Genomic DNA, 17,209 nt, shown 5'->3' on the forward strand with positions numbered 1-17,209 from the left:
CCAACCTATCGAACCCACCCCGGTCACCGGCCGGGCAGTTCGAAAGCGGCCTCCACGGCCGTCTCGACGCCACTCGTGTCGATGCCAGCCTCACCGGCCTCGCAGATCCCGAGCTCAAGCAGGTGAAACGCCCGCTGCCGCAGCACTGGCCGCACGCTGTCGTCCCCCGCATCCTTACGCTCATACAGCGCCGCGACATCGGCATCCACGACCCGATCGATCCGGCGAAGCATCGCGTCGACGTCATCGGTCGGCGCCGGTCGCTCGGGTACCTGTGGCGCCTCGGGTGGTGGCCCGCTGCTGGGCTGTGCCTGCGCGGAGGGTGGCGGCTGACTCCAGTCCTGCCGCTCCACCCACGCGACATGGTTGTAGAGGTTCACCGACGCCTGACCCAGCACATCGGCCAGCTCCCGCAGCTCGTCCACCACGGTCCGCCACGGCCCGGCCTGCGACGCCAGGTCACCCTCTGCCAGCGCCTCAGCGCGGGCTCGCGCACCCACCGCCGCAAGCCCAAGACCCTCCAGGGGCAGACCCGCCTGCTCCGCCATCGCGCACACCTGCTCCAACACGTGCACACTGAGCAGCCGCAGGGCGTTCGCAGCACGCTCATCGCGACTGTCGGCGCGCGCCAGCAGGTCAACTGTCTCGGTTCGGATCGCGGCGTCCAGTCGGCCGATGGCCGCGTCCAGCTCGAGATCCGCTGCTTGGCGCAGCGAGCGAACCTGTGCCGCCCACTGCCGTTCCTGCTCGGTGAAGCCCTCGCCCGTGCTCAGCGATTCGTGCGGGTACTGCGCGGCGTACAGCATCACCTCAGCCTTACGGGCGTCATCATCAGCCAACGCCGACGCGATCTCCGCACACTGCTCCGCGCTCAACACCACCGGCCCGTCGCGCTCGTCGCCGATCACGACGCATCCACCACGACGAACACGAGGGGCCGCCGAGCAGCACCGTCGTGCGTACCCATGCCGGTTCCTTTCCTCCACGACCAGATGACGACGACGTGGAGCGGCCCGAGACCCGGGCAACACCAAAGGACACACGAGCCGCACCCACGATCACGTGCAGGGGAACGAACCCCACCGGCCCAGCGCATAGACCGAAGCCGCCCAGCTCAGGCAGCCAGAACCGATCCACCGGCGGCCCTCCGGCACCCCCGCCATCAGCGGACTCGGCGCCACGGGCACACCCTGACGATATCCGATTTTGGGATACTCGCAAGCGCTACGGTGCGCTTGCCAGGTGGAGAAGTCGATCTACTCGGCCGAATACCAGCGCCTCTGCCAACTCCTCCGCGAGGCACGTCACGAGGCAGGTCTCACACAGGTCCAAGTAGCCGAACGACTCGGCGTCCCACAGTCCTTCGTCAGCAAGTACGAATCCGGCGAACGACGACTCGATGTCGTGGAGCTGCGCCACGCATGCGTTGCGGTCGGCGTTTCCCTTCGTTCTTTGCTCACGCGACTAGACCCGTCATGGTTACAAGAATAGAAGCACCACAGCCAGCTTAGGAACTCGCCATTATAGAAGAATAGGGCGAACTCCATCTCCTATCCGAATTGACAGTCAGACCCATTAAACCCATGGGACCCGCTCCACATCGCCAGATAAGCCTCCGGCGCTAGTGATCGATTGGTACGAACCCTCGTATTCGAGCCAATGAAGAACAAGCAGCGTCAGATAACCTCGAGTCATTAACCAGGAATCAGTCAACAATCCGTCTCGGTCATAAATGTCATCACGCCCTGCCTTTGGGTGCACTATACGATTTCTTACGTACACAGTCGCGGCAACACCATCGACTAGACCGCGATCGACAGCCAGTTTGTGTAGCGAAGGATAGTGATTTGCATCAATAGTTGTCGCCACGTTCGCGTCTGCCAATAATCTCCGGAAGCGCACCTCGGCACCCCTGAAGCTATTCTCATAAAAACTCGCAGACATTTCTCCCGAAAGCACTCTCTTGATCCAACTAAGATGCTCCATTGCCGAAAACAAGGTGATGGTCCGTTGTTCAATAAATCCCCCACCGTTACCCTGCACCAGCATGGACAAAAGCATTCGCGCAAAATTTGCCCGCTCAGCATTCAAAAAGGCAGGAACCAGTCTGGCGACATAATGTGACAAGTCATCGGACCTTGTGTGGTGCCACCACGCCGTCCCCGAACTAGTTCCACTGTCACAAAACCATGGGCCCCATTGTTCCCACACTCGATTGCCTTCAAGGTCCAGTCCAGTAGGGAGCGCTGGAGCGACCCATCTACCCAACGCAAAGGAAAAGCCGAAATGTAGCGCGTCCAAAACCGGGCGAACATCGGTGCCGCGAAAGCCTTGACCGCCAGATCGACTTATTTCCATGACATGCGTCATCACGATCTTACGTCGATCGCTTGCTTGCCGCCAGACACGCTCATGATCGAATCGACGATCAAGAACGATCTTCCAATCTTCTATCAAGAACTCACATCTACCCGCCCACCGATACCACGTATCACCAGAGTTCATAATAAGAACGCCCGAAGCATGTATCGCAGGAAGATTCATCCAATGAAGAACTACCTTCGCAAGGTTATCATTCTCCGAACCCACATTGGCTCCATTGATGTAGCCAGTGGTTGTGTTGTTCTTGCGAACCCGGATAATCTTCTCTCCACCAGGCCGGTGAAGCACCAAGTCAACATCACCAACATAGAGATGCCAGCGCTCAAACGCATGCTTATCGCCATCGGGTTCAACGTGCCATGCCACCCGAAAACTAGGATCCATTTCAAGTTGGATGGAACCTGGATACTTGACGTGGCCGAGACCTCCAATCAGACCGTTATATAAGGTAATCTCCTCGCCGACATCATTAAACTCGTATATATTCCTTACCGGCGCCTGACCGTCATAAGTTGTCATGTATTACCAACTCAAACCTGGATGTTCGTCTCTTTACCTAATTCTTCTTTACTTCAAATAAGGGCACGTTTCAATCGGAAAAAAATCTCAAGCATCGCGAAGTGGTGATTCGTAGACGCCACACTTGGCGTTGCTCCAACTCGCCAATGCTGAATTCAGATGGCCAAATATGTCGTGATCAAACGGAATTTGATCGCCACTGATCTTAGGGTAACCACCTATCTCGGCCAATTCTTCATAAGTGAGATGATAGATGCAAAAGTTGTACTTGTCATAGAGTGGCGCCTTGTTGAAGAGAAACCAAAAATAATTGAACTCCCTCTCAGGCACTTCGGCGACATGCCGAAGCATGGCGGTTGCGGGCTTCGAAATGTACTTCTTGGGAGCGTTTTCGAAAAGGAGAGCTAGCTCCTGAATTATTCCGGCCATCAGAAAGGCGGCGTATAGGTGCGCCAGAAGCACAGCGTTTCTGGCATATGGATATCGCATTCCAACGTTAGGTTGGCCATCATAGATGTTACTCGGCTCGCAGAGAGATCGTGCCGCGTTGTGGGTAGGATGCAAAAACTGACCCAGGAAAGTATAATGTGCTTCGATGCGCTTCACGCAAGCTTTGTCGGCAATGTCATTTAACTCAAGACAAGTCAACAGAGAATCATATGACAGGTAGTGTTGGTACAGGAAAGTCGCTTCCCGCTGAAACTCCTTCTCCTGGTGCTGGAGTTGCTGCGGAGTAGGTAGATACTCAAAATAGTCGTCGCGATTCAAGCGCATCACTTGTGGGCTGAATTCCTGGAACTGGAAATAGTGCGGCGCGATCTTGAAATCCGGTTCATCGGCGCCGTGCAGACCTTCGAAAACGTACATAAGATGCCGTTTCCGCCTCGGATACTTTTCGACAGCCAGGCACGAATGCTCCCCGCTTGTCGACTTTTCTCGCAAGGCGCCCTGCATATCCTGGAGGAACGCCTTAAATTCACCGTCTGACAGATTCGATTTGTCTTGCAGTTTGAAATACTTGTACCCTCGACAGATAAGTATCAACAGGAGATAGTGCTCCAACAGCGAACGCGCCAAAGCTAACGCCTCCGCGACCTTTTCTTTCTCGGCCAGAAGGATACAGGTCTCCGCAGTTTCCACACGAAGATTGATGTACTCAATGATATCGTTGTAAACGATGTTGCGTACATCGCCGAATTGATACTGTTGTCCCCATTGGACGTATGTTGAAATCATAGATCGGCTCGCAGCGCGAACGCGCCCAATCTCCAAATCGAGCGGACCTGCAGTATTCATCTCAGACTGCTCCTTCGGCAGCAGAAGTTTGCTGTGAGGACTTTCTGTACGGTTTCAAGCCGCCCTGCCGGGCGGTCGCGCGGGCCGAACTAGCGCGCGGCCGGGCTGGTCCGCTCCGCTTGGCCCGGCCGCGCCGGACGCCGTCGGCCACGCGCGCTGAGCACGGCAGTGCGCATACCGAACAGGAAGAGTGCTCACCGTTGGCGGCTGCCGGATGACACGCCGTCCCCGCGATGGCCGCATGGTCAAAGCCGGGCCGACCGCCGTCAACCCCGCTTCGCGCCGATCCCGCCGGGTGGCCACCTTGCGCACGTCCGGTCACGGGGAGTACTTCGTTGCCGAGGCGGGATCGGTTACAGGGTTGACGGCGGCCGTCCCGGCTGTGGGCGGCTGAGGATCGCGGGGATGGGCAACGCGTGGGCGGCGGCCCGGTGCCGGTTGGCAGCCGCGCCGCGGTCAAGATCAACCACAGCTTACCCACAGGGAACGTCCGCAGACGACCATCATGAACCGCCGTGACGGACGTTCGCAGTCGCGAACCGTGCAGGTCACACAGGATGTCAGCCACCAATGGCAGAAGCCGAGATGCTCGTTTCGAGAATCAGCGGGTTCGGGGTTCGAGTCCCTGATGGCGCACTTCCACACCAGATCAGGCCAGCGCTCCAGCTGGCCCTTTTTGTTGTCTGGGTACCGGTTCTCCTGCCGTCCCAGCGCGACAGCCCCTCTGCCCCGCGTGCCGGTCAGCGTGCGTTCTGGTGCCAGACGGCTTCGGCGAGGATGCGGATGCCGCGCCGGATCTGGGCTTCGCTGACGTTGCCGAAGCCGAGTACGAGAGCGGGCGGGCGTGGCTCGGTGTCCGCGTCTTCGGGCGCGAACCGGTAGTGGGCGAGTCCGTTGACCCGGACGCCCATCGCGGCCGCTCTCGCCACGACGGCGCGTTCGGAGGTCCCGTCGGGCAGATGCAGCAGGGCGTGGCAGCCGGCCGCCAGCCCGTGCAACCTCCCGGGCCCGAAGGCGAGTTCGACTTCGGCTGCCAGTACGTCCCGGCGTGCGCGGTAGACCTCCCGCACGCGTCGCAGGTGGCGGTCGAACCGGCCCGTTTCCATGAGCAGCGCGAGCGCTTCCTGGTCCAGGCCGGGGGCGCCGCGACTGCTGAGCCGCTGCTCCTCGACGATCCCCGCCACGAACCGTGGTGGCGCGAGCACCCAACCCAGCCGGATCGTGGGTGCGAGCGTCTTGCTGACCGACCCCAGAGCGATCACGCGATCCGGGTTGAGGCCCTGGAGCGAGCCGACCGGCTGGCGGTCGTATCGGAACTCGGCGTCGTAGTCGTCCTCGAGGATCACCCCGTCCACCTCGTCCGCCCAGGCAACCAGGTCGCGCCGCCGCGACGGACCGAGCGCGACCCCGGTAGGGCACTGGTGGGCCGGCGTCAGCAACACCGCCCGTGCCCCTGTCTCGCGCAGGCGGCCGACGTCCAGGCCGTCGCCGTCGACGCGGACCGGCACGGCGTCCAGGCCGGCCCGGCGGGCGATGACGTCGTGCTCGCGGGGGCCGGGATTCTCCAGTGCGATGCGCCCGATGCCGTGCTCGACGAGCGTCGCCAGCGCGAAAACGAGTCCCTGCCGGAACCCGGAGACGACGACGGCGTCCTCGGCCACCGCGCAGCCCGACCGAACGCGACGGTGGTACGCGGTGACCACCTCTCGCAGGTGCCGCGAACCGGCCGGGTCCTCGTCACCCAACTCGGCGGTCGGCAGGGTCCGCGTCGCCTCGGACACGGCCCAGCTCCAGTCGGTCAGCGGCACCGAGCCGAGATCGGGGATGCCGTACCCGAAGTCGACCTCGGCCGGTCGGGCCTGCGGAGGCGAGACCGGGGGAACGCCAGGTGCCGGCCGCGCCTCCGGCGGGGCGGACGGCAGCGCGGCCACCCGCGTCCCGGATCCGACCGCGGACTCGACGTATCCCTCGGCCAGCAACTGCTCGTAGGCGTCGACGACCGTGCCGCGGGACACGCCGAGCAGCTCGGCCAGTCGTCGAGTCGACGGCAAGCGCTCGCCGGTGCTCAGCCGTCCATCGCGGATCGCGGCCCGCAACTGGTCCTGGAGCTGGATCCCCAGCCGGCCTGCGCCGCGGTCCAGCGCCACCAGAAGGTCGGGGCCACCACGGGCCCAGTCCACCGTCATGTCACCAGTACACCAAATGGTCCGCTCCGCAGGTCGGCGAGTGGACCTTCAGACTGGACCGCATCAGCCCGAGGCTTATGCCATGAACCTCGGAATCCTCCTGGCCCTCTCGTCGGCTCTCGCGTACGGTGCCGCGGACTTCATCGGCGGCGTCGGCTCGCGCCGGTACTCCTCGTGGCAGGTCGTTCTGGTCGGGCAGGCCGCCGGCGCACTCGTCATGCTCGTGGCCGGCCTGATGCTGCCGGGAAACCCCGCCACGGCGGACTTCGCGTGGGCGCTGCTGGCCGGAGCCGGCTCGGCGACCGGCAGCATCTTCCTGTTCCGCGGGCTCGCCCGCGGCCGGATGGGCCTGGTGGCGCCGATCTCGGCGGTCGGGGCCGCGATCCTGCCCGTGCTGGTGGGGGTGGCACTCGGAGAGCGTCCCGGTTGGCTGGTCTGGGTCGGTGTGCTCGTGGCACTCCCGGGTATCTGGTTGGTTTCCCGCGAGACCACCCCGGATCGACCGGCCGGTACCCGGGGAGCGCTCGTCGACGGAACCGTCGCGGGCGTCGGCTTCGGGGTCCTGTTCATCGCACTCGCCCAGATCTCCGCGGACGCCGGTCTGCTGCCGCTTGCCGCCAACCAGCTGATCGGCGCGATCCTGACCGTGGTCGCCGCCGCGAGCCTCGGCCAGCCATGGCGCCCCCGCCGCGGCATGCTCCGCTGGGGCGGCACCTCCGGCGTGCTCGGTGCCGCGGGCACACTCGCGTTCATGGTCGCCACCGGAGCGACCAGCCTGGGCATCGCCGGCGTCCTCGCCTCCCTGTACCCGGCCGTCACCGTCCTGCTCGCCGCCGGCGTGCTCGGAGAGCGGATCGGCACCGGACAACGAACGGGCATCGGGATCTGCACTCTCGCGGTAGCCACCATGGCTCTCGGCTGAGCCAGGACCCAACGCGACTCACGGTGGGAGACTCGAATGAAGAGGGACTGGAATGACCGCCAACGACGAGCGAAGGAACGCCATGCTGACGCCGGTTGCTGATGGTGTGCTGATCCACCAGAGCGAGTTGATCGAGAACAACACGGTCGTCGTGGAGGGCCGGGCAGGCGTGTTGCTCGTCGACGCCGGGATAACGGGCGCCGAAATGTCCTGTCTGGCCAACGACCTGTCCACGTCGGGCAGGCCGGTCGTGGTGGGCTTCTCGACGCATCCTGACTGGGATCACGTGCTCTGGCATGCGGGCCTCGGGGAGGCGCCGCGGTACGGTACGGCCCGCTGCGCGGCCGAGATGCGAGAGCTGCGGGCGAACGTGGGCTGGGAGGCCAGTGTCGCCGAAGGGTTGCCGCCCGAGATAGCCGAGGAGGTACCGCTGGACCTGTTCGGCCTCATCACCGGCCTGCCTGCCGGGACCACGCGGATTCCCTGGGATGGCCCTCACGTCCGGATCATCGAACATCCGGCTCATGCCCCTGGCCACGCGGCGCTGTTGATCGAGGACCGCGGGGTTCTCGTCGCCGGAGACATGCTCTCCGATGTCCTGATTCCGATGCTCGACCACGCCACCGCCACCAATGATCCGATCGAGGACTACCTCGTCGGGCTGCGACTGCTCGAAGACGTGGCGGGCGACGCCGACGTCGTCATCCCGGGTCACGGGTCCGTCGGCAGGGCCGGTGAGGTAGGCGCCAGGATCGAACAGGACCGCGCCTACGTCCATGCCCTGCGGGACGGGGACGCTCCCGACGACCCACGGATCGGCTCATCAGCCAGGCCTGGCTGGGAATGGGTGAGCGACATCCACGAAGGGCAACGTCAGCGTTTCGCCCGGCGAAGCGAGCGCGAAGGGACGCCCGGCTAGCGATCCTCTGTGGACACCGCAGCACAGCAACCGGGGTGGCCCTCGGTGCGGGCCGACTGGCGGGAAAGCGGGGCCCGGCCGTCCGGCCGGGCCCCGCACCGCCGTCAGCTCAGCGGCTCGATCCAGATGTTGCGGTACTGCACGGCGTTGCCGTGGTCCTGCAACCGGATGGCGGCCGTCGCCGGGCCCTCCGGGATGTTGCCGCCGGTCGGGCCGGTGATGGCCACGTCGTCGTGCACGACCGTGCCGTTCCACACCAGCGTCACGCGGGCGTTCTCGACCTTGTTCCCCGCGGCGTCGTACCGGGCAGCACGATAGGTGATGTCGTAGGTCTGCCAGGTCTCCGGTGCCGTCGCGGCGTTGACATCCGGCGGTTTCTGGTTGTAGATGGCACCCGCCTCGTTGTTCGCGAGCGTGGTGTCGCCGTAGGAGTCCAGGATCTGGATCTCGTAGCGTTCCTGCAGGTACACGCCGCTGTTGCCGCGATCCTGCCCGGTCACCTCCGGCGGCAGCTGCGGCACCTTGAACTCGACGTGCAACCGGAAGTCGCCGAAGCCGTCCTTGGTACGCAGGTCGCCGCAGCAGACCTCCATCGCGTCGCCGCCGACCCTCGGCCAGCTCGCGACCCTGCCGTCGGTGTGCCGCCACTCCGTGAGGTCGCCGCCGTCGAACAGGGTGATCCGCTCCCCCGCCTCGCGCACGCTGATCAGGTCCAGGTTGACGTGCCCGGTGTCGCCGTCGTCGACCCGGTACTGGATGGTGTTCATCCCCTGGTGCAGGCGTACCCGCTCGGTCTTCGTGGCCCATTCCTCCCAGGTGACCGTGGTCGGGAGCACGACCTGCCGCGCCTTCTGCCCGTTGACGTACATGCTCACGGACTTCTGACCGGAGAACGGGTGCGGGCCGTTGGAGTAGCGCAGGCCGATGTCGTAGTCGCCGGTGCTGCCGACCTCCACGTGCATCGTGGTGGACGCGCCCTGGTTGCCGAACCGGTCGACGAATCCGATGCCCGAGTAGCCGCGGTGGTCGGTGTTGACGCCGGCGCCGCCCTCGCGGTGGCCTTCCTCGGCCTCGTAGAACACCTGGTCCTGCCGGGCCCCGGGGATCGCGTTGAGCGTGTACCAGGCCTCCGTGCTCCACAACTGCTCGCCGCTCGCCGCCGAGAAGGGCCGGGGCGAACGCAGATGCACCACCCGGTCAGGCTGCAGGCCCTCCACGCGCAGGGTGACCGCCTTGCGGTCGTCCGACACCTGCACGTCGCTGACCCGCAGTGTCTCCTGATCGACCTTCGGCCCGCCGTAGCTCTCGGTCGGGGCGTAACGCCACTGCTGGACCTGGTAGCTGTCGGCGATCTGCGCCACCGTCTCGTCGGACAGCGGCTGCGTGTAGGTGATCCGGAATCCGTCGCGGGTGGCCTTCATCGACTTCATGTCGAAGGTGTTGGCACCGTTCGGGGTCAGCTTCTGCAGGCCGTGCTTGAGCTTGCCGGCCTGGCCCCAGTTGCCGTCGGCGCCGAGACCGGCGACGTAGATCGCGCCGTCCGGCCCGACGGTGGTCTCCGTGACGCCCACCTCGAGACCCTGGGTGTGCCGGAAAACCGCGCCCTGGTACTCGCCGTGGACCTTCTCGAGGTCGGCGCGCTGCAGCCCGCCGTAGGTGACGTCGCCGATCAGCAGCTGCCCGCGGAACGGCCCGGACCGCAGCATGACCGGCATGGACGGCGAGTTCGCGATCTCGTTCTGCGGCAGCCACAGCACCGGCTTGGTGACGGGGTTCGCGTCGAACGGCCCTTCGGGGTTGGTGTAGTGGTTGAAGAACCGGTCCTGCTTGATGTGCACGAGCTTCGACGCGGGCAGCCAGCCGCCCTGGTTGTCGGTCACGAAGAGGTTGTCGCCGGGACCCCAGCCGATGCCGTGCGGGGTGCGCAGGCCGCCCGCGATGTAGTCGACCTCGCCCGTGCGCCGGTCGACCTTGATCGTCGTGCCGCGGTTGGGCGCCGGCTGCGGGTTGGTGGTCGCGCCGCCGTAGTCGATGGCGACGGACAGGTTCAGGTAGAAGTACCCGTGCCGGTACAGCAGGCCGAAGGCGAACTCGTGGAAGTTCCCGCCGAACGGCCAGGTCGCGACCGTCCGCTGCTCGTCGGCGACCTCGTCGCCGTCGGTGTCGCGCAGCTCGGTGAGCTCGTGCTTCTGCGACACGTAGATCGTGCCGTCGACGACCGCGAGACCCATCGGCTCGCGCAGCCCGCTCGCCACCTTCTTGTACGTGACGCGGCTCGGGTCGGTCTGGCCCGTGACGCCGTCCACGAGGTACACCTCGCCGAGCTCGGTCTGGCTGCCGCCCCAGGTGGCGATGACCAGGCGGCCGTCCTTCGTCCAGTCCATGGCCGACACCTGCGGCTCGAAGCCGTCCGGGCGCAGGTTGGTCAGCGTGTAGTTCGGGTTCACGTCGTTGAGGGGCAGGCCGTCGCCGGGGGTGTCGGCGATGCCCTCGCATTCCTTGCGGCCGGGAGCGGTCACGCGGACGACATCGGCGTCCGTGCTGAGCGCCGAGTTGGGCACGACGGCGAAGTCGGTCGCGTCCGGCGTCCGCCAGGCAAGCTGGAGCACCTGCTCGCCGCCTGCCTCGAAGTACTCGATGCGTAGCGAGTGGTAACCGGCCGTCAGCGCCACGGAGCCTTCCTTCGGCTCCTCCGCGTGCAGGCCGTCGTGGTCGATGACGAGCTGGTCGTCGATGTAGAGCCGGGAGCCGTCGTCGCTGGTGAGCCGGAAGGTGTAGGTGCCGGCGGTGGGGACGTTCAGGTTGCCGAGGGCGTGGGTGACGAAGTTGCTCTCGAAGCCGAAATCGTCGGCCGAGCGCCAGTCGATCACCGGCATGAGCTTGTCGACGTTCGGGGTCTGCCCCGGCTTCAGCGTGCAGATCTCACTGAGCGGGACCTGGACGTCGTAGGTGCGCAGCGTGACCCCGGGCTCCTGGGGCGGGAGGTCGGCCTGCGCGGCCGCGGATGGCGGGGAGACGGTGGCGAGGGAACCGAGGACCGCGGCGCAGAGGAGGCCGACGAGACCTCTTCTGCGCCGAGGACGCGAGCGTAAGGACATTCTTCCTCCTTGAAGGCGTGCGCCCAACGCACCGCATCCTGACCCCGGGTCCGCCAAAGCGGAAGAGACTTTTGCACATTGTGAGCATTCTTCTGAGGATTTAGTGCAAAAGGACTAGCGCGACTGGTCGTCAGCCACCGGCGAGAGAACTCAGCGCGAACCGGGCGTCACTGTTCGTGCAGCGGCTCAGGAGGTACCGGGTTGTCGTGACGCAGTCGCGACCGTGCTGTGCCAGGACGTGCTCCGGTCAGCGGTTCGCGCGGGTCGAGCGCAGGCCCGCGATCTCGCGGTTGCGGAACGCGTCGATGAACAACCGGTAGTCGTCGCGCACGACGGCCGAGTAGTCGAGCGCGAAGTCGCACAGCCAGGACACGAACTCCTGCTGCCTGCCCTCGATCGCGTCCGCGATGGCGGTCTCGGTCTGGAACGGCACGAGCGTGTGGTCGGAGTCCGCATCGGAGACACAGTGCACCTTGGCGATCGCCCTGCCGAGGTAGCTCAGCACCGGCTCGATGTCGTCCGGCTCGTTGAGCTCGCTCCATTCGAGATCCACCTCGTAGGGCGAGAGCTCACTCACGACAAAGCCGACGCCGTCCAGGTCGGTGTAACCCAGCAGGGGATCCGCGTGAGCCTGCAGCGCCCGCTGCGAGACCGCGGTGCGGTGTCCGTGGTGGACGAAGTAGCCGGCGACGCTCGCATCATCGACCACACGCGACGGTGCGGCGACGTTCCCCTGCTTCATCGAAAGAACGATGTCGTTGTCGAGAGCCTGGTTCTGTCCCTCGATCAACACGTTGTAGGCGGGAAGCCCGGCGCTGCCGATGCCGAACCCGCCGCGCCCGACCACGTCCTTGACGTTGTAGGCCACCCCGCGCATCCGCTTGTCCGCCGGGATGGTGTCCAGGTAGCGCCGGAACGCCTCCACCACCCGGTCGCGCTCGGCGTCGCCGAGCCTGCGCACACCTGGCTTGTCCCGGAAGACGCGGTCGTAGCCCTCCGTTTCGGTGACGGTGTTGAGCAGGTCGTTGCGGGTCCTCAGCCTGGCCTTCTCCAGCACGTGCCGGACAAGGCCCTTCGTGCTGCCCAGATGCAGCTTGAACGCGGAGTCGTTCTCCCCGTCGACGAACGCCCGGACCTGCTCGGCATAGGCATCGGCGGCCACCCGGATCAGGCTGGTGATCTCGTCGTCCGGCAGCGCCTTGCTCCACCCGAGCAGCGCGATGCTCGCCGCGAACCGCTGCAGGTCCCACGTGAAGTGCCCGACGTAGGCCTCGTCGAAGTCGTTGACGTCGAAGACGAGGGTGCCCTCGCTGTTCATGTAGGTACCGAAGTTGGCCGCGTGCAGGTCGCCCTGTATCCACACCCGGCTGGTCCGTTCGTCAGCCCAGGGGTCCTCCAGCCGGGCCACGTCGCTGTAGAACAGGCAGGCGCTTCCCCGGTAGAACGCGAACGGATCCGTCGCCATCTTGCGGAACTTGATGCGAAACGCCGCCGGATCGGCCGCCATCAGATCGGAGAACGCGGTCACCAGGTTCTCCACGATCCTGCCCCGCCGCAGCTCGGGATCGTCGACTTCCAGGGTCAGGGACAGATCGGACATCGCGCCTGCCAATCGGGCGTCTCGGTCACCGCTTCGCTACCACAGCCGAGCGTACAAGCGATCATGGCCGCCGGGCAGGATTGAACCGGGCACCGTTCACCCGACCGCCTCCCTTCGTTGGTACCGGGCGGCCCGCGGCGTTGGTAGACAGGAACCGGTTCCGACACCGAGCCGGGAGGGTTCCGTGCGCCGCATGCTCGTCGCCGCTCTGGCCGCACTCGCCGCCGCGATCGGGTCCGCTCCCGTCGCGACTGCCGCCGACGGCTGGCAACCGATCGGATCCGACCGGGCCCGGCCTCTCGACGAGAGCCAGGGACTCGCGTCCGTGGAACGCGGCGGCACCGTGACCTTCCGCTACACCGGCGTCGGCACGATCGACCCGGCACTGGCCGCGCAGGGCTGGAACCACATCGGCGATCCCGGTGCCGGTGGCGGGTACTACGTCGAGCCCTACCAGCGCGACGATCGCGGCGCAAAACTGTATCGCGTCGAGGCCCCGGACGGCACGCGCGCCGACTACCGGCACCGGCTCGAACCGTGGGAGGCGCCCAACAACTCGTTCGCCGCCGTCGCACCGGGCACCCGCTGGCTGGTCACGGGCGAGTGGGGCACCATGGACCGGCTGCTCGTCCTGCCGATGCCCGGCGTCGCGATGACCGATCCGAACGCCGACCTGCCTCTCGCGTCGGCGATCCGGCTCGACCGTCCGGTGCGCGACGTGCAGGGTTGCGACTTCGTCACCGCGACCCGCCTGCTCTGTTCGTCGGACGATCCCGACGGCAGCCTGTTCGGCACGACGAAGCCGCTCCTGCAGGTGGACCTGTCGGCCCCGGTCGGGGACGGCGACGTCACGGGCACCGTCGTCTCGCTCGGACAGCTGCCGTTGCAGAGCGCCTGCTCGGGTGAGTTCGAGGCCGAGGGCATCGACTACGACGAGCGGGACGGCACGCTGCGGGTCGTCGTGCTCTCCCCCGGCGTCTGCCTGGCCATCGACAGCAAGACGTGGCGGCTGCGGCGCGGCTGAGACGACGGCAAGCGGGCCTCGGCCACGGCGGCTACCCTCCCGGCAGGGACAATTCCGGCGGAAACGGAACGGGAGGACCAGTGATCGGCTTCATCGTCGCCGGTTTGCTCATCGGCGCGCTGGCCCGGCTGGTGAAGCCCGGCAAGCAACAGCTGGGCATTCTCGCCACCCTGCTGCTCGGGCTCGCGGGCTCGGTGATCGGCGGCACCGTGGCCAACCTGCTCGGCACGGGCGACATCTTCGAGCTGAACGTCCTCGGATTCGTCGTCGCCGTCATCGCCTCCGTGGCGCTCGTCGGCGTGGCCGAAGGCATCAGTGCCCGTTCACGCGACAAGAAGGTCGAGCGCTGAGCGGCCAGGGCCCCGTCAGGTGAAGGGCTCGATACCGAAGCGGCCCCACACCACGAACACGGCCAGCGCGAGGTAGACCAGATCACCCGCCATGAAGGTGAGCTCGTGGCGCCGGACGCGGGTGATCACCGCGCCGGCCATGAGCACCACCAGGCCGAGAGCGGCGAACGGGACGAGCACCGGTGCGATGTCCAGCACGGCAGGCAGGATCAGCCCCACCGCGGCCAGCAACTCCAGGGCCGCGATGGTTTTGATCGCGCCAGGACTGAAGTCCTCGGCCCATCGCGCATTGGCTCCGATGGCGACCAGCCTTTCCTTCGGCATGATCAGCTTTCCGGTGCCTGCGACCAGGTAGACGGCGGCGAGCAGTCCGGCGACGACCCACAACGCCACGTTCATCGGGGCCTCCCCACATCCCAGTGTCACTGTCCGGCCACGAGACGCCGGTGAGGCCTCCGTTGTGACAACGCGGCTCCGGCTATCACTCCTCCGGGGACTCGGACCGGGCGTGGGTGGCCCGCAGGGACCCCGCGTGCGCCCGGGCGGTGGGGTCCCTCCGGGTCTTGACCAGGCTGGCCACCGTCACCACGAGCAGCACCGCCACGATGACGCCGAGGCTCAGCGGCGTCGGGATCTCCGGAACGCGCTCGTCGATGTCGACGTGGGCCCAGTGCAGGATCAGCTTCACCCCGATGAACCCCAGGATCAGCGCCAGCCCGGCCGAGAGGTACACCAGCCGGTCGAGCAGCCCCTTGACGAGGAAGAACAGGGCTCGCAGGCCCAGCAGCGCGAACGCGTTGGCGGTGAACACGATGTAGGGCTCGGCGGTGACGCCGAACACCGCGGGGATGGAGTCCAGAGCGAACAGCAGGTCGATCCCGCCGATGGCGAGCAGCACGATGAGCAGCGGCGTGGCCATCCGGCGGCCGTCGACCCTGGTGAGCAGCTTTCCTCCGACGTACTCGGTGCTCACCGGGAGGACGCGGCGGGCGGTGCGGACCACGAGGTTGTCCTCGACGTCGGGATCCTCGTTGCGGTGCCGGAACAACTGCACCGCCGTGAAGATCAGCAGCAGACCGAACAGCAGGAACACGAAGGAGAACAGCGAGAGCAGCGTGGCGCCGACGGCGATGAAGACCGCGCGCATGATCAGGGCGAGCACGATGCCGAACGTGAGCACCTTGTGCTGGTGCTCCTCCGGTACGGCGAATGTCGTCATGATGATGACGAACACGAACAGGTTGTCGACCGACAGGCTCTTCTCGACCAGGTACCCCGCGAAGTACTCGGTGCCGAACTCTCCCCCGTGCACGACGGTGAACCACACGCCGAATCCGACGGCCACGAGCACGTAGAACACCGACCATGCCGTCGCCTCGCCGAAGCCGACCCGATGCGGTCGCATCGCCGCCAGCACGAGGTCCACCGCGAGGAGCACCACGATCAACCCGACGGTGACGACCCACGTCCAGATGCCGATCTGGAGCATTCGCCCTCCTACCGTGAACAGCCGCCCGTGGCGACGCGGCGAGGATATCGTCAACGGCGCCCGCACTCAGTGCGAAACACCCGCACCGAACGGGCGGCAAACGCGGGCATGGATCAGCGCACCCCAGGTCCCGGTTCCGGTACTCACGCCTCCATGGTCCGCAGTTCCGCCGCCTCGGCGTCGAGGAAGCCGCTGAGCTCGGCGAAGAACACCGGCCAGGCGGGCTCGTCGGCGGTCACGATGTGGTTGCCGCTGTCGAGCAGCCGGAGCTGGCAGTCCGGGATCGACGTGGCCAGCTCGATGGCCTGTGAGACGGGCACACGCAGGTCCCTGCGGGAATGCAGGACCAGCGTCGGGCAGCGCACGCTCGGCGCGAGCGCGGAGACGTCGATGTGGGAGAAGACGTCGAGGAACTTCACCACGTTCTCCGTCGACGTGCTCTGCCGCTGCAGGTCGTTGAACGCATCCCACAGCTCGCGGTCGGCATCCGGCAGGAACTGGCTGGCGAACACCTGCCGGAACGTGGGGTCCTCGTGCCGCCAGCCGATCCGCCCGAGCTGCAGGTCGAGTTCGGCCTCCTCCTTCTCCTCGGGTGTCGCGGCCCTGGCCGACCGGCCCCGGCTGTACGCACCGGCGAGCACCAGTCGCTCCACCCGCTCCGGGTGGCGCACCGCGTAGGCGATGGCGACAGCGCCTCCCTGGGACACGCCCAGCAGCGAGAACCGTTCGAGCCCGGCAGCGTCGGCGACGCACGCGAGATCATCCACCCAGGCCTCGAAGGAGAACTCCCCGATGTCCCAGTCCGACAGCCCGCACCCGCGCTCGTCGTAGCGGACGAGTGTGCGCCCGCGGGCGAGGGTGTCGAGCCAGTGGGCCCAGATCGGGTTCGTCCACTCGAGATCCAGGTGGGTCAGCCAGTTCGCCGCCTTCATCAGCGGCGGACCGGCGCCGGACACCGCATACGCCACGCGAACCCCGTCGGGGGCCGTGCAGTACCGGATCTGCTGTGGCACACGCGCCACCGGCGGTTCGTCGGTGTCGCGGACGGGGGCGACGAACCGGTACCCGACACCGTGCACCGTGGCGATGACGCGCTGGCGCTGACCGTCGTCGCCGATCGCCCGGCGCACCGCCTTGACCCGGCTGGTCAGAGCGGACTCGCTCACGTACCGGCTGCGCCACAGCTTGTCGAGCAGCTCCGTCTTGGCGACGACCCGGTCGCGGTGGCGCACCAGATACGTCAGCAGGGCGAACGCCTGAGGCTCCACATGAACCGGGCGGCCCGCCTTGCGCAGCTCGAACCGCTGGGGATCCACCTCGCAGTCATCGAAGAGATACATACTGTGGCCTCGGTTTTTCGGCTACGGCCGCCGCGTTGCCCGGAAGTCGGCAACCGGCCCGGCGGCGTTACGCCGGCTCCGCCG

Annotated in this window: 14 protein-coding genes; 5 read left to right on the plus strand and 9 right to left on the minus strand. The window is 66.1% G+C overall.

The features are described from left to right. Nucleotides 1-23 precede the first annotated feature (23 nt). Nucleotides 24-908 (minus strand): hypothetical protein, encoded by an 885-nt coding sequence (locus BAY60_RS37620; RefSeq protein WP_211330471.1) that lies wholly within the window; start codon nucleotides 906-908, stop codon nucleotides 24-26. 334 nt (nucleotides 909-1,242) lie between these two features. On the opposite strand from BAY60_RS37620, the gene BAY60_RS25965 reads away from it, so the two are divergent. Continuing rightward, on the plus strand, nucleotides 1,243-1,491 hold the full coding sequence (locus tag BAY60_RS25965) for a helix-turn-helix domain-containing protein (protein WP_112283809.1): 249 nt from the start codon (nucleotides 1,243-1,245) through the stop codon (nucleotides 1,489-1,491). A gap of 84 nt (nucleotides 1,492-1,575) precedes the next feature. On the opposite strand, the gene BAY60_RS36855 is transcribed toward BAY60_RS25965, so the two are convergent. From BAY60_RS36855 to pdxR, 3 genes are all read right to left on the minus strand, one after another. After that, entirely contained in the window at nucleotides 1,576-2,901 is a 1,326-nt protein-coding gene (locus BAY60_RS36855; protein WP_146771080.1) for a YopA family protein, read from the minus strand. Between the two features lie 87 nt (nucleotides 2,902-2,988). Continuing rightward, complete coding sequence (locus tag BAY60_RS36860) at nucleotides 2,989-4,197, minus strand: hypothetical protein (RefSeq protein ID WP_146771081.1); 1,209 nt, start codon at nucleotides 4,195-4,197, stop codon at nucleotides 2,989-2,991. Between the two features lie 740 nt (nucleotides 4,198-4,937). After that, nucleotides 4,938-6,383, minus strand: a complete 1,446-nt coding sequence (gene pdxR, locus BAY60_RS38405) for a MocR-like pyridoxine biosynthesis transcription factor PdxR (RefSeq protein WP_112283811.1) — start codon at nucleotides 6,381-6,383, stop codon at nucleotides 4,938-4,940. 82 nt (nucleotides 6,384-6,465) lie between these two features. On the opposite strand from pdxR, the gene BAY60_RS25975 reads away from it, so the two are divergent. Together BAY60_RS25975 and BAY60_RS25980 are read left to right on the plus strand one after the other, a co-directional pair. Further along, complete coding sequence (locus BAY60_RS25975) at nucleotides 6,466-7,305, plus strand: DMT family transporter (RefSeq protein ID WP_112283813.1); 840 nt, start codon at nucleotides 6,466-6,468, stop codon at nucleotides 7,303-7,305. Between the two features lie 82 nt (nucleotides 7,306-7,387). After that, nucleotides 7,388-8,224: an MBL fold metallo-hydrolase gene (locus BAY60_RS25980; protein ID WP_112284615.1), complete on the plus strand. Its 837-nt coding sequence runs from the start codon at nucleotides 7,388-7,390 to the stop codon at nucleotides 8,222-8,224. A gap of 104 nt (nucleotides 8,225-8,328) precedes the next feature. Here the strand turns inward: BAY60_RS25980 and BAY60_RS25985 are convergent, their stop codons facing one another. Beyond that, nucleotides 8,329-11,322 carry a 3-keto-alpha-glucoside-1,2-lyase-like domain-containing protein gene (locus BAY60_RS25985; protein WP_112283815.1) on the minus strand — a complete coding sequence of 998 codons (2,994 nt, stop codon included), beginning with the start codon at nucleotides 11,320-11,322 and terminating at the stop codon, nucleotides 8,329-8,331. Between the two features lie 247 nt (nucleotides 11,323-11,569). After that, complete coding sequence (locus tag BAY60_RS25990; protein WP_112283816.1) at nucleotides 11,570-12,922, minus strand: DUF2252 domain-containing protein; 1,353 nt, start codon at nucleotides 12,920-12,922, stop codon at nucleotides 11,570-11,572. A gap of 184 nt (nucleotides 12,923-13,106) precedes the next feature. Here BAY60_RS25990 and BAY60_RS25995 point away from each other — a divergent pair, with 184 nt between their 5' ends. Together BAY60_RS25995 and BAY60_RS26000 are read left to right on the plus strand one after the other, a co-directional pair. Continuing rightward, the gene (locus BAY60_RS25995; protein ID WP_170160555.1) at nucleotides 13,107-13,946 is read left to right on the plus strand and encodes a hypothetical protein; all 840 of its coding nucleotides are present in this window, start codon (nucleotides 13,107-13,109) and stop codon (nucleotides 13,944-13,946) included. 80 nt (nucleotides 13,947-14,026) lie between these two features. After that, nucleotides 14,027-14,296, plus strand: coding sequence for a GlsB/YeaQ/YmgE family stress response membrane protein (locus tag BAY60_RS26000; RefSeq protein ID WP_112283820.1), 270 nt, complete (start codon nucleotides 14,027-14,029; stop codon nucleotides 14,294-14,296). A gap of 15 nt (nucleotides 14,297-14,311) precedes the next feature. On the opposite strand, the gene BAY60_RS26005 is transcribed toward BAY60_RS26000, so the two are convergent. From BAY60_RS26005 to BAY60_RS26015, 3 genes are all read right to left on the minus strand, one after another. Continuing rightward, nucleotides 14,312-14,695 (minus strand): DoxX family protein, encoded by a 384-nt coding sequence (locus BAY60_RS26005; protein ID WP_112283822.1) that lies wholly within the window; start codon nucleotides 14,693-14,695, stop codon nucleotides 14,312-14,314. Nucleotides 14,696-14,777: 82 nt separating this feature from the next. Next, nucleotides 14,778-15,785, minus strand: a complete 1,008-nt coding sequence (locus BAY60_RS26010) for a TerC/Alx family metal homeostasis membrane protein (protein WP_112283824.1) — start codon at nucleotides 15,783-15,785, stop codon at nucleotides 14,778-14,780. Between the two features lie 143 nt (nucleotides 15,786-15,928). Further along, on the minus strand, nucleotides 15,929-17,125 hold the full coding sequence (locus BAY60_RS26015) for an alpha/beta hydrolase (RefSeq protein ID WP_112283826.1): 1,197 nt from the start codon (nucleotides 17,123-17,125) through the stop codon (nucleotides 15,929-15,931). Nucleotides 17,126-17,209 lie beyond the last annotated feature (84 nt).

It is taken from the genome of Prauserella muralis (assembly GCF_003202285.1).
Lineage (GTDB): Bacteria > Actinomycetota > Actinomycetes > Mycobacteriales > Pseudonocardiaceae > Prauserella_B > Prauserella_B muralis.

Coding starts and splice junctions, on each gene's coding strand:
- pdxR (WP_112283811.1), bottom strand. CDS start 6,383: ATGACGGTGGACTGGGCCCGTGGTGGCCCCGACCTTCTGGTGGCGCTG.
- BAY60_RS25980 (WP_112284615.1), top strand. CDS start 7,388: ATGCTGACGCCGGTTGCTGATGGTGTGCTGATCCACCAGAGCGAGTTG.
- BAY60_RS36860 (WP_146771081.1), bottom strand. CDS start 4,197: ATGAATACTGCAGGTCCGCTCGATTTGGAGATTGGGCGCGTTCGCGCT.
- BAY60_RS25990 (WP_112283816.1), bottom strand. CDS start 12,922: ATGTCCGATCTGTCCCTGACCCTGGAAGTCGACGATCCCGAGCTGCGG.
- BAY60_RS36855 (WP_146771080.1), bottom strand. CDS start 2,901: ATGACAACTTATGACGGTCAGGCGCCGGTAAGGAATATATACGAGTTT.
- BAY60_RS25975 (WP_112283813.1), top strand. CDS start 6,466: ATGAACCTCGGAATCCTCCTGGCCCTCTCGTCGGCTCTCGCGTACGGT.
- BAY60_RS26005 (WP_112283822.1), bottom strand. CDS start 14,695: ATGAACGTGGCGTTGTGGGTCGTCGCCGGACTGCTCGCCGCCGTCTAC.
- BAY60_RS25985 (WP_112283815.1), bottom strand. CDS start 11,322: ATGTCCTTACGCTCGCGTCCTCGGCGCAGAAGAGGTCTCGTCGGCCTC.
- BAY60_RS26010 (WP_112283824.1), bottom strand. CDS start 15,785: ATGCTCCAGATCGGCATCTGGACGTGGGTCGTCACCGTCGGGTTGATC.
- BAY60_RS26015 (WP_112283826.1), bottom strand. CDS start 17,125: ATGTATCTCTTCGATGACTGCGAGGTGGATCCCCAGCGGTTCGAGCTG.